Origin of the sequence: Granulicella sp. L60 (assembly GCF_009765825.1) — a bacterium.
Taxonomy (GTDB): Bacteria; Acidobacteriota; Terriglobia; order Terriglobales; family Acidobacteriaceae; genus Edaphobacter.
The window spans coordinates 1,048,886-1,064,641 of record NZ_LMUR01000018.1 but is presented as its reverse complement, the minus strand read 5'-3'; the positions used below and the strand labels follow the sequence as shown (position 1 = coordinate 1,064,641).

9 protein-coding genes are annotated in these 15,756 nt (G+C 59.1%); 2 read left to right on the top strand and 7 right to left on the bottom strand.

What is annotated here, in order from left to right:
* The first annotated feature begins 4 nt into the window (after positions 1–4).
* On the top strand, positions 5–1,528 hold the full coding sequence (locus tag GSQ82_RS14720) for an efflux transporter outer membrane subunit (RefSeq protein ID WP_254061658.1): 1,524 nt from the start codon (positions 5–7) through the stop codon (positions 1,526–1,528).
* A 43-nt stretch (positions 1,529–1,571) separates the two neighbouring features.
* On the opposite strand, the gene GSQ82_RS14715 is transcribed toward GSQ82_RS14720, so the two are convergent.
* From GSQ82_RS14715 to GSQ82_RS14695, 5 genes are all read right to left on the bottom strand, one after another.
* Positions 1,572–2,294 carry a CbtA family protein gene (locus GSQ82_RS14715; RefSeq protein ID WP_158792981.1) on the bottom strand — a complete coding sequence of 241 codons (723 nt, stop codon included), beginning with the start codon at positions 2,292–2,294 and terminating at the stop codon, positions 1,572–1,574.
* A 75-nt stretch (positions 2,295–2,369) separates the two neighbouring features.
* The gene (locus GSQ82_RS14710; protein WP_158792980.1) at positions 2,370–2,588 is read right to left on the bottom strand and encodes a CbtB-domain containing protein; all 219 of its coding nucleotides are present in this window, start codon (positions 2,586–2,588) and stop codon (positions 2,370–2,372) included.
* Between the two features lie 186 nt (positions 2,589–2,774).
* Positions 2,775–5,330: a TIM-barrel domain-containing protein gene (locus tag GSQ82_RS14705; protein ID WP_158792979.1), complete on the bottom strand. Its 2,556-nt coding sequence runs from the start codon at positions 5,328–5,330 to the stop codon at positions 2,775–2,777.
* 125 nt (positions 5,331–5,455) lie between these two features.
* Positions 5,456–7,369: a tetratricopeptide repeat protein gene (locus tag GSQ82_RS14700; protein WP_158792978.1), complete on the bottom strand. Its 1,914-nt coding sequence runs from the start codon at positions 7,367–7,369 to the stop codon at positions 5,456–5,458.
* Positions 7,370–7,376: 7 nt separating this feature from the next.
* Positions 7,377–11,009, bottom strand: a complete 3,633-nt coding sequence (locus tag GSQ82_RS14695) for a carboxypeptidase-like regulatory domain-containing protein (protein ID WP_158792977.1) — start codon at positions 11,007–11,009, stop codon at positions 7,377–7,379.
* A 271-nt stretch (positions 11,010–11,280) separates the two neighbouring features.
* Between GSQ82_RS14695 and GSQ82_RS14690 the strand changes: the two genes are divergently transcribed.
* Positions 11,281–12,546 (top strand): hypothetical protein, encoded by a 1,266-nt coding sequence (locus GSQ82_RS14690; RefSeq protein ID WP_158792976.1) that lies wholly within the window; start codon positions 11,281–11,283, stop codon positions 12,544–12,546.
* Positions 12,547–12,679: 133 nt separating this feature from the next.
* On the opposite strand, the gene GSQ82_RS14685 is transcribed toward GSQ82_RS14690, so the two are convergent.
* Together GSQ82_RS14685 and GSQ82_RS14680 are read right to left on the bottom strand one after the other, a co-directional pair.
* Positions 12,680–13,105 carry a cytochrome c gene (locus GSQ82_RS14685; RefSeq protein ID WP_158792975.1) on the bottom strand — a complete coding sequence of 142 codons (426 nt, stop codon included), beginning with the start codon at positions 13,103–13,105 and terminating at the stop codon, positions 12,680–12,682.
* A gap of 107 nt (positions 13,106–13,212) precedes the next feature.
* A complete protein-coding gene (locus GSQ82_RS14680) occupies positions 13,213–15,495 on the bottom strand; it encodes a tetratricopeptide repeat protein (RefSeq protein WP_254061657.1) in 2,283 nt (760 codons plus the stop codon).
* Positions 15,496–15,756 lie beyond the last annotated feature (261 nt).

Here is a 15,756-nt window from a genome sequence, read left to right as displayed (position 1 = left end):
TAAAATGTCTAAAACTATGACTCATCTTCGTCACACCGTTGCACTCACCTCCATCGCCACCGTCTTCCTGACGGGCTGCATGGTCGGGCCGAAATACCACCAGCCCGCAGCCACCCTCACCGCGCCGCCGGCTACCTACAAAGAGTCGCCGACGCAGTTCAAAGACACCGAGGGCTGGAAGGTCGCGCAGCCGCAGGACGCCATGCTTCGCGGCAAGTGGTGGGAGATCTACAACGACCCCGAACTCAACGCGCTCGAAGAACAGCTCAACATCAATAACCAGAACATCAAGCAGTTCTTCGAGAACTTCATGGAGGCCCGCACCCTCATCGCGCAGGCCCGTTCGCAGCTCTACCCAACCCTCGGAACAGCGCCCGCCTACCAGCGCTCCAAGAGCTCCTCCAACCTCGGAAACTCCAGCATCGCGAACGTCGGCCAGCAAAGCTCCGTCGGCACGCTTCCCCTCACGGCATCGTGGGAGCCTGATCTCTGGGGCAAGATCCGCAACACCATCCGTGAAGCCCAGTACAACGCGCAGCTCAGCCAGGCCGACCTCGAAAACGAGCGCCTCACCGAACAGGCCACCCTCGCGGTCACCTTCTACGAGATCCACGGCCAGGACGCCCTGCAAAAGATCCTCGACACCACCGTCGAAGCAGACAAAAAAGCTCTCGCCCTCACCCAGTCTCTCTACGACACCGGCGTAGGCGATCAGATCTCCGTCGTCGAAGCCAGAACCACCCTGCAGACCGCACAGTCTCAGGCCATCAACCTCGGTGTCGCCCGCGCGCAGTTCGAACACGCTATCGCCGTCCTCGTCGGAGCCAACGCCTCCAGCTTCTCCATCCCCGTAAGGCCGCTCAGCATAAATCCGCCACCCATTCCAGTCGGTCTGCCCACGCAGCTCCTGGAGCGCCGCCCCGACATCGCCGCCGCAGAACGCAACATGGCCGCCGCCAACGCCGAGATCGGTATCGCCTACGCAGCCTTCTATCCCGACCTCACCCTCAGCGCCGAGGGCGGCTTCGAAAGCTCCACCTTCAAGCATCTCGTCGACTGGCCCAGCCGCTTCTGGTCCATCGGCCCCACCGTCAACGAGACCATCTTCGACGCCGGCCTCCGCCGCGCCACCGTCAACCAGTTCGTCGCCACCTACAACGCCGACCTCGCCAGCTATCGCCAGACCGTCCTCACCGCCTTCCAGCAGGTAGAAGACAACCTCGCCTCAGTCCGCATCCTGTCACAGCAGATCCTGCGCCAGCAGGAGGCCGTCGCCTCCTCGCAGGAGTTCGTCACACTCGAGACAGCCCGCTACGAGACCGGCATCGATCCCTACGTCGACGTCGTCACCGCCCAGACAACGCTCCTCTCCAACCAGCAGTCGCTTGCATCGCTCTACACCACGCAGATGACAGCCTCGGTTCAGTTGATCGAAGCACTCGGCGGAGGCTGGGACAGGACGCAGCTATCCACCCCATCCCAGGTCTCGCAGAAGCTAACAAAGGCCGACACGACCATTCAGAAGTAGAGACTCTCCCGCACCACCCGGCAGCCTGATCACCGCATGAAGATCAGGCTGCTGTGCGTGACGAATTCAGATCACGCTCCGTCAACCACCCAAAGAGAAGTCCAAGCGCCGCCCACAACACCACCTGAATCTCCAACGACGCCACGCGAAACTTCCACATCAGCGTCACCGGAAATCCCGCCGGAACCTCATCGATCTCCGGCATCCAGCGAGACACCGCGCTCACAATCACCACATATAAAGCCGCCGCCAGCAGATATCCGTTCCAGGCCCCATAGCGCCTGCTCAGATAACGCCCCGCCTTCATCGACAGCACCATAGCCGCAAGCGAAGAAGCAATCAGTAAAAAATAAGCACCCGTACGAACGCCAATCGTCTCTGCATTGCCGACCGCGGGCGGATTCGCGGGATACTTCAACGTAGGCACAAGCACGATCGTGACGAATCCAATCGCCGCCAGCAGAGCTGCTAGCGCCCGTGGATCTGTAACCGGAGAGCGTCCATACGCATACGCGAAGACAAGTCCGAAGAGACCGCCAATCGCCGCGCCATACACCAGTGTGCCAGTCAGCAACCCAAAGCCTCGCTGCAGCTTGCGGCTGACCATCTCAGGCTCCGGCGCCTCACCCCTCGCCTGATCCATACCAGCTTCAAACGCAATCGCTCTCTCGACCTGCGGCTCGCCAACCACCCGAGCAAACGCAAAGACAATGAGGCCCGCGACGATGCCCACAAGCATCCCGCGAAGGAGAAAAGTTCGAGTCATAAAGTTGCCTTGCGCGCGAAAGAGCCCTGCCGAGCAGCCGGAAGGCCTACTAGCAGGGAGTGACCAGCAAAGACCTTAATGGCAGGGAAAGCCGAGCAGATGGCGTCCATCATGCACAAACTCGTGAACCATCCGTCCATGAATCAGCGACGTGGCGCCCTGCTCCGCGCCGACGAAGTAGATCGCCAGCAGCATCAGGAGACCGCCAAACAGCGCGTAAGGCATCAGTTCACGAACCGGAATAACAGGAATCGCAACCGGGTGCGAGATAGAAGTAGAAGCGAATTGAGCCATATTGAAACCTCCAGGGATCATGCGTCCCGATGTAAAGCTCACTTGATGTGCGAGAGAAGGTCTGGCTCTCAACAATGCTCTGTCGATTCACAGTGGCGCGACCGCTCCGGGGTCTCACCGGCTTCTTCGTCCGACTTCAAGAACTACTCTAACCCTATGTTCCGCCGGGTGCGATGTCAAGGCAGCCTAGCGAAGCTGCACATCCTCACCCTTTCCATCGTCGGCAAACGTCACGCTGAACCCCTCCGGCAACGCAGTAGCCGCGCCGCCAGCCGCCTCTCTTCCGTTCACCAGCACACGCCCCTGCGGCGCACCCCATCCATACGCCTCCACGCGAATCTCACTCCACCAAGCCGGAAAGGATCCCTCATGCGCCGACACATGCAGCCAAAGACCATCCCCCTCCGTGCTGCAGCTAAACTGCATACGCAAAAAATCGCCCTTCCGAAACGCATACGTCTTGCCATCATCCAGATACAGACTGCCCGCGCAATCGTCACCCTCACCGCCGCGATACACCCGAAGCGTAAGCGGCCCCTGCGGCCTCTCATTCGTACTTTGCACCAGCGGTTCGACCGGCAGAATCGCCCCTCCACGAACAAACACCGGAAGCGTCGCCAGCTCAGGGTGCAGCTTCACCGCCACCGTCCGCTTCATCAACAGGCTCTCAGGCTGCGCAAGATTCACCGGCCCCGACGAAGCTTCAACCCTCTTGCCCGTCCAGTAGTCATACCACTCCCTCGAAGGCAGCTCCGCAAAGTAATCATCCAGCTGCTCCGGCCACGGCGAAGGCGCGATCAACAAATTACGCCCAAGCAAAAACTCCGCCGACGAAGCCATATCCACATCCAGCGGATGGCGATCCGGCGCAGCATCGGGAAACTCCAGAAACAAAGGCCGCACCATCGGCATCCCCGTCCTGCTCGTCTCCTCCGCCAGCGTATACAAATAGGGCATCAGCCGATAGCGCTCTTCGATAAACCGCCGCCGAATCCCCTCCTGCTCCGCACCGCCAACCCACGGCTCCTGATCGCCCGTTCCTAACTCGCTATGATCGCGATCGATCGGCTGAAATGCCGCAACCTCCAGCCACTTCGTCAGCAGCTCGGGCGTTGGCGTCCCCGCATATCCCCCCACATCCGCGCCCGCATACGAGAAGCCGCTGAGCCCAAGATTCTCCAGCATAGGCGTCGTCATCCGCAGATGATTCCACGTACTGCTGTTGTCCCCCGTCCACGTAGCGGCGTACCGCTGTCCGCCCGCATACGTCGCACGCGTCAGCACAAACGGCCGCGTATCCGGCTCCAACGCCAGCAACCCATCAAACGTAGCCCTCGAGTTCTCCATCCCATACACATCATGAATCTCCGCATGCGTCGCCGTGCGCTTCGCAAACCCAGGCTCATCGATCCTGTGGACCACATCCAGCGGCATCGTCTTGGTCGGCGAGCTGAACACCGACGGCTCATTCATATCGTTCCAGAACCCATCAATACCAATATGCTGAAAGTCGCGATACAACGTCCCCCACCACACCCGTGTCTGCTGCTGCGTAAAGTCCGGAAACACACTCGGCCCCGGCCACACCCGCCCGCTGTACACACTTCCATCAGCACTCTTCACAAAGTGATCGCCCGCCATCCCACTGTCATACGGCTGATATCCCTCACCCTGCGCCTTCGCAATATGCAGATCCGTAATCGCAACCACATGAAAGTTCTCTTCCTTCAAATGCGCGACCATCCCCGCAAAGTCCGGAAACAACTTCCGGTCCACACTGAACGGCCGATTCCTATCCTGAAATCCAATATCGAGATAGATCGCATCCGCCGGAATACGATCCGTCCTGAACCGTTGCGCCACCTCCAGCACCCGCGACTCCGGCGTGTAGGTATATCGCGACTGCTGAAAGCCCAGCGTCCACATCGGCGGCATCGGAGGCTTCCCCGTCAGCCACGCATAGTCCTCAACCACCTGCTTCGGCGCCGGCCCATACATCACGTAGTAGTTCAGCGGCCCATCCACCGCGCCAAACGAATAGACATCCGGCAACTCTCTTCCAAAGTCGAAGCTCGTCCGCCACGTATTATCCAGCAGCACACCCAGCGCAACCCCAGCTTTGTACGTCATAAAAAAAGGAATGGCCTTATAGATCGGATCCGTAGACTCTTGAAACCGATAAGAGTCCGTATTCCAAAGAGAGAAAGCCTGGTCGCGCCGATCCAGCGGCCCCGTCTTATCGCCCAGCCCGAAGTAGTGCTCATCCAGCGGCATCGCCTTCGACACACGAAACGCCGCCCCATCGAAGTGCACAGGCAGCGCATCCTGTTGCAGAACATTCCCGGCAATATCGCGAATGGTCAGACGCAGCGTCTTCTTCTCAATCTCCACCCGCAGCATCTTCGTGCGAAAGCCAAAGTGTTCCGACGTCACATCCTGCGTCACCGCAACCGAACTACGCCGAGCCTCCGCCAGCACCGCCCACGACGCGTCCTCCGGCATCGCCTTCCCGCGCGCCACCCGAACACGAAGCACATCGTCCCGCAGCGCAGTAATCTCCTCACTCGCATCCCCATCCCTCACCACCACGCCATTCGGCAGCGCCGAAGACCCAGTCGCACGATCGAACGCAAACAGAGCCGGCGCAGAAGCCCCCTGTCCATACAGAACGGAAGACGGTTGAACCGCAAAGAAAACAGCCGCCGTAAGCCCGGCAAAAAAAGAAGGAAAGCGTCGCATCATTCGTCCTGAGTAAAACCTAATAGCCGAAAAGTTAGGAATCGTAGAAAGTTAAAAATCACAGCTTGTGAGGAAGAAGGACCCCGCAGATAGGCAGCACTGCGAAGCGGCACGCCATCAACGCAGAGCTAAGGTCCGTCCTCCAGTGTAGATGAGTGCGCATCCCGCGTCGCCGTCACCGCTCTCTCCCTGCGCTGCTGCTCAATCCTCTTCATCTGTTCAATCGCCGCAGCCGCAGCCTTGTTGTCTCCGCTCTTCCGATAGAGCCGCGCCAGCTGATAGTGCAGACTCCCATCCCGATCCGTCTCGATGCCAAGCAAAAGTTCATCGATCGCCGGCTGCGTCTTACCCGCATCCGCATAGACCTGTCCCAGCAGTGCATGAACATGCGGCAGCATCTGCGGTTTTGCATGCAGCGCAATCTGTAGGTACGGCTCCGCAGCAGCAAACTGACGACCCGACACCAGCACCTCAGCCATCAGCAGATTCAACTCCGGATCACTCGGCGTCTGGTCCAGCGCCCTCTGCGCCGTCTTCTTCGCCATCTCCATATTCCCATTGCCGAAGTACGCCGACGCCAATCCCATCAGCGCCGCCGGATCGTTCGGCGTCATCGCCAGCGCCTTCTCATACTCACCCAGCGCATCCTCAAACCTCGTCCGTTGCCTATAGATATCGCCCAGCAACAGATGACTCTGCGAAGAGTTCGGCTCCAACTGTTGATACCGCTCCAACGCACGAAACGCCAGCCGCTCATTCGCCTTGATCGACCAGTACAGCGCCACCACCGACCGCGGCGCAACAGCACCCAGCACCTCCGCCGCAGTCGAAGCAAGATCATAGTCGCCGGTAAAGTACGCACACGTCGCCAGCAACTGCAAACTCGCCACACTCTTCGTCTTCAAACCCTCTCTCGCCCGAATAGCACACTGCCCATATCGCCCAGACCAATAATCCACCTGTGCAGTTCGCGCCACAGCATCCGCCCTCACCTCAGCAACACCCGGCGACACCACCAACTCACCCCGCAACACACCCGAAAGAAAACTCGAAAGCTCCGACGCAATCTCGCCACTCTTCTGCGCAATCTCCCCCTGAAAACCCGCAGTCCGCGCAGCATCTAACCCATCCACCAGCGCCGACGCATTCGCCATCAGAAACCCGCGATCCCTCTTCCACAACTCATCCAGAATCTTCAGCGCATCCTCACCAGCCCCCGCATCCAACCGCATCCGCGCCTCTCCCAGCATCGCCAGCGAGCATCCCGCATCCGCCCTCCGCTCCGCATCGAACGCCGCCTCCGCACCCGCCGCATCCTTCTGCTTCAACAATAAAAATCCCAGCTCCGCCTGCACACACGGTGGCCGAGGCTCCATCGCAAGCACCCCCTTATACACATCTACCGCCTCGTTATACCGCGCCTGCTTCACCAGCGACTCCGCATACAGCGCCTTCACATAAGCCGAACTCTGATCCCCCTCTGAAGCCTTGCGCGCATCCTCTTCCACCTCGTCCAACCGCGCAATCCCCAACCCAAACCACGCCGAACTCTTCCCCGAGTCCAGATGAATCGCCCGCTCATACGCCTTCGCCGCGAGCACATATCTCCCCTCCGCAGCATACGCACGTCCCAGCGTCAGCGGAGGCAAACCATCCGTGCCGTTCATCATCTCAGCCCTTAGCAGATACGGAATCGCCGCCTTCGCATCACCCATCCGCATAAAGTCGACTCCAAGAAAAAGTTGAGGCACATACAACGAAGGCTTCAGCCGCACTGCCTGCTGAAAACTCTGCACCGCTCCCGAATAGTCCTGCGACTCATGCTGCATCAATCCAAGATTCGCCCATAGCTCCGGAATATCCCTCCGAAGCTCCACTGCCCGTTTGTAACTCGCCACCGCCCCCGCATAGTCGTTGCTGCCCTGCGCCCTCTGCGCCGCAGCCACCACCGATGCGAACGCCGCATCCTGATCCTGCTGACCCAGCCCAGGTTTTGGCGTGGTCAGCAGAACCAGAAGTAAGAGTACGTAGCAAACATTCAAGAGCGCATCACCAATAGAACTTCCCTGCGAACTGCACCGTTCTCGCGGGGAATGCATTGGTAATCTGTCCCAATCCTGACTGGCATGTAGACTCTGCATTCGGGTCGCAGCCAGTATAGGACGCGCCTCCTCCCTGCGGAGCGTAGAACTGCGGATGGTTGAACGTGTTGTACATCTCCGCGCGGAACTGCAGACGCATCGACTCCGTGAAGCGCCAGTTCTTCATAATCGACGTATCCCAGTTCTGATACCCCGGACCACGTAGTGTCGAGAAGAAACGCGGAGCCGTCCCGAACGTTCCATACGGCGCGTACGCAAACGCCCCCGTATTGAACCACTCCTCCACACTCGGATGCGCGACATGAAGATCCCCAACCACATCCGGCCTCGGATTACCGCCATACGAGTTATAGTTCGAGCCGCTGATACTCAACGGAATGCCCGTCTTGAACGTAGCAATCTGCGAGACCTCCCATCCGCCGACCACCGCGTTCGCAGCACGATTCATGTTTCCGCCAACAGCCCGCCCACGTCCAATCGGCAGCTCGTAGATGTAGTTCGCCACCAGGCTGTGCGGCGTATCCGATCCATCCACGCTCTTCTCCGCCGCCAGATTGTAGTTGTTCGCCGGCCCCGGATTACCCGAGTAAGACCACGAGTTATTTCCCTCCACGTTGTCGAGAAACTTCGAGTAGGTATACGACACCAGCGCCGTCAACCCCTTGCTGAAGCGATGATTGTAAGAAACCTGCAGCGCGTTGTAGTTCGAGAATCCCGCCGGCGGATCGTTCTCCGTCACATTGCAATACTGCGGATACGGCGACAGCAGATGCGACCGAACGATCGTCGGCTGATCCAGCGCGCAACTGCTCGTACCCGCAGGAATCGCGCCGAAAAAAGGATTCGGCACCTGCGCATTCAAAGCATCCGGCCCCAGTCCAAGAAACTGCGGATTCAGCTGAGCCCTGTTCAGATTCGAGTTGATGATATGCAGTCCATGATTGCCGACGTAGTCCGCCTCAAGAGAATCGTTCGGCGAAATCCCCCACTGCCAGCCAAACATATACTGCTGCACATAGCTGGACTTGCGATTGATGAAGGCGCTCGTCACCGCATTGCCCACCTGTTGCAACCCTCCAAGTGAACTCCCCGTAATCGGAATAAAACCATTCGGGAACGGATTCGCTATGGTCACCGCAGGATTCGGACTAATCGAATCAAGCGTCACCGGAGAGATCGTCGAACTCGCAAACCCCGCGCTCTCACCAGGGAAGCAACACGTAATCGATGGCGGATAAAAAATTCCATACCCACCATGAATAATCAGATTCCCCGGAGCCTGGTAACTAAAGCCGATACGCGGAGCGAAGTTTTCGAAGTTCGTGTTGTACACGCTGCGCTGGCTGTCCGAGAGAAACTGCAACTCGCCCGGCACCGTCGTTCCCAGCGCCTGCCCAATCGGATTCGGCGCAGTCGGGTTGAACGTCGACGCAACGTTATGCCGATACGTCGGCGCCGTCTGAACCTCATACCGGAAGCCAAGATTCAACGTCAGCCTCGGCCTTATATTCCAGTCATCCTGCACATACCCGCCGAAGTAATGCGTCGCAACCGCAGGATTATAAGTAGTCCCCGTCGACGTCGCAGTGTTCGTCGGACTACCCGAGTTATCAAGCACTCCAAGCAACAACTGCGCCAGCCCATTTCCAGTAGTAAAAGGAACTGCATTATTCGGATCCGGTCCAGACGTAAACGTCCCACCCGAGTCCAGCGTCGATTGAAAGAAGTTAGCCTGATCGTCTTCAAGCTCGGCAAACATAAACCCGAAGTTGATCGTGTGATGTCCACGCGTCTTGATCAGATCCAGCGCAACGCTTCCCACCGGCCCATGGTTCGTCACCGTCTCATTCGTCAGCGGACCCAGAGGCGACTGCCCACCGACGTTCACAATCGGAAACTCAGGACTATTCGCATCCAGATAACTCGGAAGCCCAAGCGTCGAAGGCAGAAAACCCCTCGACTGATTCGTCGAAGTCTCATGCCACAACGACACACCCGCCGTCAGGTTCATCGTAAAGGTCGGACTAAATATCTGGCTGTAACCAGCCGTAAGGTTGTACCGATTGTTCGGCCTCGCATTTCCAGGCCCTGCCTCGTTACTCGTTCCCCAGTAGTCCGGCGTACCCGTCTTGAACTCCTGCTTATACGAGTAGCGAAAGTAAACTCTCGCCGAGTCGTTGATGTTGTGGTCCACGCGAATCAAATACTCGTTCGACCGCGCAGGTGCCGTCCCCGTAGCTGCAAAGTTATTCGTAAGCGCGGACGTTGCAGCCGTCGGATAGTAGCTCACCAGCTTCGCGCCAATCGGGTCAATGCTCCCCACCGACGTAATCACGTTGTTCGGTATCGGATCGCGAATAAATCCCGTGCGCGTCGCAACCAGTCCCGTCGTAGGATCCACCTGTCCAGCCGTAATAGCGCGTGTACTCCGCGGGTTATAGATCTGCCCCACCAGCACCGGACGTCCAAGCGCATCCACCACAGGATTCCCTGCGCTGTCCTTACCCTGTCCGCCCAGCAGCGCACTGAAGTTGCCAGCGCGAAAGTCTCCGTTCGGCACTGTGAACGTGCTATTCGTCGGAGTCGCCAGCGTCAACCGCTCATACAGCCCGAAGATAAACGTCTTCTCCTTCTGCGGGTAGAACTTCGGAATATACAACGGCCCGCCCGCCGACACGCCATACTGATTCCGGTTGAAGCTCTCGCGCGGCAACCCGTTATGGTTGCTGAACCAGAGATTCGCATCCAGCGCATCGTTGCGATAAAACTCGTACGCGCTTCCATGAAAACGGTTCGTGCCCGACTTCGACACCACGTTCACCACGTTTCCCGTGCTCCATCCATACTGCGCCGTAAACGAGTTGTTCTGTACCTTGAACTCCGACACCGCATCCACCGACGGAACGTAGATCACCGCGCCCCACTCCGGGTCCGTGTCCCAAACCCCATCCAGCAGAAACGCCGAGGTCCCAAAGAACCCTCCCGCAAAGTTCAGGAACGAAATATCCTGGTCCGCGTTATCCGTGCTCGGCCCACCGCCGCCCAGAAGCATCTGCCCCTCAGACGTATTGTTCACCGACGAGTTCAGCGTCGCCAGCCCATACACGTTGCGCAGATTCAGCGGCAGCTCCACCACCTGCTTCGCATCGATCGACGCTGCGATATTCGCATTCTCCGTATTCAGCAGCGACGCCTGCGACGTCACCACCACCTCCTGCGTCTCCGACCCCACCGTCAGCGCCACATTCTGGCTCGCGCTCACCGACGCATCCAGCACAATCCCGTTCTGCCTGTACTCCTTGAAGCCCTTCCCCTGAACCGTCAGGCTGTACGTCGAAGGCGGAAGCTGCGTAAACGAGTAGCGCCCGCTCGCGTCCGTCACCACCCCCCGCTTGATCCCGTTCTCCCCGCTCACCAGTTGCACCGACGCCTGCGGCACCAACGCCCCCGAAGGATCTGTCACCGTACCGCTCAACGTCGCCGTCGTCACCGCCAGTTGCCCCAGCGCCCATGGAACGCCGCACACCAGCACCGCGAGCAGAATCAAAATTCCGCGCCTATAAAATCCATCTCGTCTCAAAGTAGCCTCCAAAAAGCCGAACCCCAGCCACTCCGCCAAGCCTCGCGCAACATCACGACACCAACAGAGCAACCAGAAAGTTCAGGAATGTCGAACGGCCGATTTATAGGTATCCCTCACCGCCCTCCGTAAGGTCCTTGCGGCAAGCACTCCTTCTCTTTACATGTAAATTCTCCCGCAACCCCTTTATCATCTGCACTTACACAAGACATCCTTCCATACCAGTAACACTGTATTTACGCTATAATCCCTCATCTGCGGATGGCCACCCATGCTGGTTGACTCGATAACAAACACTCCCGGAGGCTTCACCGAAGAACAAAAGAGCGCCATCCATCTCCAGATGGAGCGCCTCCTCGCCAACCCCCACTTCAGCCACAGCCGCCGCTTCCCCTCCTTCCTCCGCTTCGTCATCGACCACACCCTCTCCGGCCAAACCGACGACCTCAAAGAGCGAACCCTCGGCATCGAGATCTTCGGCAAGCCCGCCGACTACGACACCTCCTCCGACCCCATCGTCCGCGTCACCGCCGCCGAGATCCGCAAGCGCATCGCCCAGTACTATCAAGACCCCGGCCACGAGCAAGAACTCCGCATCTCCCTCCTACCCGGCTCCTACATCCCGCAGTTCCACTGGCCCTCAACCACCCCACGCACAGCGCAGACCACAAACCCCGCAGACCGCCCCACAGACCTAACCCAAGCCCCAGACCCACCCGCAATCCCCCACCACCACGAACCCGTCCCCACACCCCCCACCAATCCCTGGCGCACCGCCTTCCTCTCCCTCTGCGTCCTCTTAGTCATCGCCGCCGCCACCGGAGCCCTTCTCTGGAACGCCCACCACCGCACCCCATTCGATTTCTTCTGGGGCCCCATCCTCAGCAGTAACGACCCCGTCCTCTTCTGCATCGCCGACCAAAGCAAGTACGCCGCCATCACCCTCCGCGACGCCGCCGACCCCACCCACCAGCTCACCCTCACCGACAACCTCACCGCCGTCGTCATCGACGACCTCAGCCCCATCGTCCACATGGCCGGAATCCTCCACGCCGACGGCAAGGCCTTCACCCTCCGCGGCGAAGACGTCACCACCCTCACCGACCTCCGCGCCGGCCCCACCATCTTCATCGGCGCATTCGACAACGCATGGACCCTCCGCCTCACCAAGGGCCTCCGCTATCACTTCGCCAACAACCCCGACATGAGCCAGTTCCGCATCGTCGACAGCGCCAGCCAAACCCGTTGGACCGTCGACCGCACCCAGCAGATGGCCACCAATATCTATAGTGACTACGCCATCCTCGCCCGCTTCACCGACACCGTCACCGGTCGCATCGCCATCGTCACCGCGGGCATCGGACGCGGAGGCACCATCGCCGCCGGCGAGTTCCTCACCAACCCCAACGACCTCGCCCAGCTCGAGCGCCTCACCCGCGCCGCCGGCAACAAGAAGAATATGGAGATCGTCCTCAGTACCCAGATCATCAACGGCGAACCCGGCACACCAAAGATCGAAGCCTCCTACTTCTGGTAGCCAGCCCTCGAGCAGTCGCCTGTCTCACATAACCACCCCAGAATGGCGCCGAAGGCGCGTCAGCCTCGATGGCAGATCGCGCCGTGCGCGCAGCACGCCGTGCCTGTCTTAAAAGAAAAGAAGCAGAACAAACCTACGGAGTACCACCCTTCACCATCCCACCACGCGGAGCCTTCCGCTTCGCATGCAGAAAATCCACCAGATCCGTAATCTCATCCTGCTGCAGCACATCCCCGAACGCAGGCATCGACGCGCCGCCATCATGAATCTGGTGCGCAATCTGCTCCTTCTTCAACCGCTTTCCCACCGTACTCAGATCCGGTGCTTGATCGGTCCCCCTTGCATCCGCGCCATGGCAGTGCTCACACCCCTTCTCATGAAACAGCACCGCTCCCGCCCGCTCACTATCCTTCGAAGCATGAACCACACCAACACTCCCATGCGGCAGCCCACCCAAAAATCCAGCGCCACCCAGCGTCAACCCGCACGACCCCACAACCACCGCAGCCGCTCTCAAAGCCCCAGCCAGAGAGCAAAAGTTTTTTCGACCATCACGCATGAGCAACAAGATCCAGACTCTTCCCAACTACGCGAACATCTACCGCGCGAATAAATTTAAAAAATGGAAAACAAAATAGCAGAGAAATAAAAGTACCGTCCGTCTTCCTAAAAACTCCCGCCACTCATCGAAGACGACATCGGCGCAACGATCTGCGGAGCCGTACCATCCGGCCTCGCTGGCAAATCCATCTCATGCGTGTGCCACACCACGCTCTCGTTCGCAATCTCCTTATGCGCACGCAGATACTCCAGCGCATACGTGCTCGCCGTTGGATCATCCTTCTGGTCCGCGAAGTAAGCCGCCTGCACCTTCGCCTTATCGTTCAACCCAAGCCGCCGATACAGAATCGCAAGGTTGTAGTGCGCCGCCAGGTCATCCGGATCGATCGTCTGCACCGTCTCATACTCCGCTCGCGCCAGATCGTACTTGTGCTGCTGATAGTAAGAGAAGCCAAGCTCACGATGCGCATCGCGAGAGCGCGGAAAGCTCGCCGCAACCTTCTGCAGATCCGCAATCGCCTCATCCATCTTCCCCATATTGCGCTCCACCAACGCACGATAGTACAGCGCCCGAGCCCTGGTCGGCGCATTATTCGGTGCATTGTCCGGCGCAAGGCTCAACGCCTTCTCCAGATTAGGCCGCGCATCGTCGTACCGCTCCCACTGAATCTCCACGATGGCCATGTTCGTATACACATCCGCATAGTCCGGCCGCAGCGCCGCCACCCGCTCAAACGCATGCGTAGAAGCCGCGTACTGCTGCGCATCCAGCAGCGCCACGCCATAGTTGTTCCACCGCATCCACTCTTTATTCTCCGCAGGCCCCGCAGCCACAGGCTTGTTCTCTCCCACCTGGATCGTCCGCGTCTGCGACACCATATCCACAATCGGCTGCTCGTACTGCCGCTTGTTCATGCCGAAGTCCACAAAGTGCTGATCGAACCGGCGATACTTCACCGTAGCCGTCAACGTAATCGGTCCCACCGTCGCCTCCGGCATCACAAACGAGTAACGCACAATCTGCGACCGCCCCGACTGAATCGTGTTGTTGTACGCCACCACCCGGTTCGTCCACACCTGGTGCAGATCGTTCAACTCGCCCTTCACGTTGATCAGCCGATTCGTAAAGCTGTGCGCCGTCTCATCCAGGTCGCCGTTCGGTTTGATGAAGCCGCTCTGGTGCAGCACCTTCCCCGTCGCATCCTTCACTGTAAACGCCACCCACGACTCGAACATGTCCCGCTGCTCCGGAACATGGCTATGCGCAATCCCCTTGTTCTGGATCACCACATCCGCCGTCAGCACCTCGCCCGCCGCCACGTTGAACTTCGTCAACCCCAGCGGAGCGTCCAGGTTCTTCCACGTAGCCCCGTTCAACATCTCGCCATGCTCTATGCCGAAGATATCCACGTTGAAGACGCTGTTCTCAAGAAACTGCGTCACCCGCGCACCCTGCTCGTCGTACCCGTAGATCTTCGGGATCAGCGTATTCGCCCCCAGCCATCGGTGCGACGCCAGCTCCCCCTTCTTCGCACCGGAGTCGGTCGACACGAGCTTCTCCCGCTGCATATGGCACGTCTGGCACGTCGAAACCGAGTCCTTCACATAGAACGGCAGCGGCGACTGCTTCGCAAACGAGGAGTTCTGCCACTCGTCATACAGCGAGATCGCACGCTGCCACTTGTAGTCGTTCAGCGTACGCGGCAGCGCAGCCTTGTGGCAGCCCGAGCAGAACTCCGGCGTCCGATACAAATCCCGCATCACCGCCTTGCTGTGACGATCCAGGTGCGCCAGAATCTCCCCATCCGAAACCTTGCGCGTAATCGGCTTGCCATCGTCATCCACCAGCACCGCCGGAGTCCCCATCACGTAACTTCCCGTGCCCCGCGTATCCACACTCTGTATCGAGTGGCACACCGTACACGTCACTCCATCCTGGTCGTAAGGCCGCTTCTTCGGAGCACCCTCGGTCAACGCACCCGACACCAGCGCAATCGGATCGTGGCACCCCTCGCAGTGACGCGAAAACTCAATCCCCTTCGAGTCGTTCAGCAGCGCAACGTTCCTCAGGTAGTAAGGAACCCTATTCGCATTCGAGTGCGCCGACTCCCTCCACTGCGTATGGCTCTCCTTGTGGCAGTGCCCGCAATAATCCGCCGTCAGAAACTGCTTCGGATCGATGAACTGCCCCGTGTCCGTGTTCGCATTCGAAGGCAGAAACGGGAACTCCTTGCCGTAGCGAAAGTTGTACTTCTCCGCAATCTTCTGGTTGTAAGCCAGCCGCGCAGCCGCAGCATCGTCCGTCTCGCTCCCCGCCTTCACCCCCGGCAGCCCCACCACAAGACCAGCCACTGCCGTCGCGAGCACAAGACCAAGAAGGCACACCACCCTCAAGCTCCTGCGATCTAGCCGACCTGACAAACTCGTCTTCACCGGGAAACTCGCCTTCACTGGCACGACAACCTGACCTCACTGCATCTCCGCCGCATCAGCCTGTCTTCCTCAGCCTCAACCGGACGTACTTCCAAACTTCTCTCAACTCTGTATCCAATTCCAACATTCCCCCCAACCACTGCAACCAACCTGAAGCCAAACCGCGAACCAGCAGAAGGAGTAGGGGAAAGAAGCCGACGCCACAGGATCATAGTC

Excerpts from the sequence above, each read along its gene's own strand:
- GSQ82_RS14720 (WP_254061658.1), top strand. The coding sequence starts at position 5 with ATGTCTAAAACTATGACTCATCTTCGTCACACCGTTGCACTCACCTCC.
- GSQ82_RS14715 (WP_158792981.1), bottom strand. The coding sequence starts at position 2,294 with ATGACTCGAACTTTTCTCCTTCGCGGGATGCTTGTGGGCATCGTCGCG.
- GSQ82_RS14710 (WP_158792980.1), bottom strand. The coding sequence starts at position 2,588 with ATGGCTCAATTCGCTTCTACTTCTATCTCGCACCCGGTTGCGATTCCT.
- GSQ82_RS14705 (WP_158792979.1), bottom strand. The coding sequence starts at position 5,330 with ATGATGCGACGCTTTCCTTCTTTTTTTGCCGGGCTTACGGCGGCTGTT.
- GSQ82_RS14690 (WP_158792976.1), top strand. The coding sequence starts at position 11,281 with ATGCTGGTTGACTCGATAACAAACACTCCCGGAGGCTTCACCGAAGAA.
- GSQ82_RS14685 (WP_158792975.1), bottom strand. The coding sequence starts at position 13,105 with ATGCGTGATGGTCGAAAAAACTTTTGCTCTCTGGCTGGGGCTTTGAGA.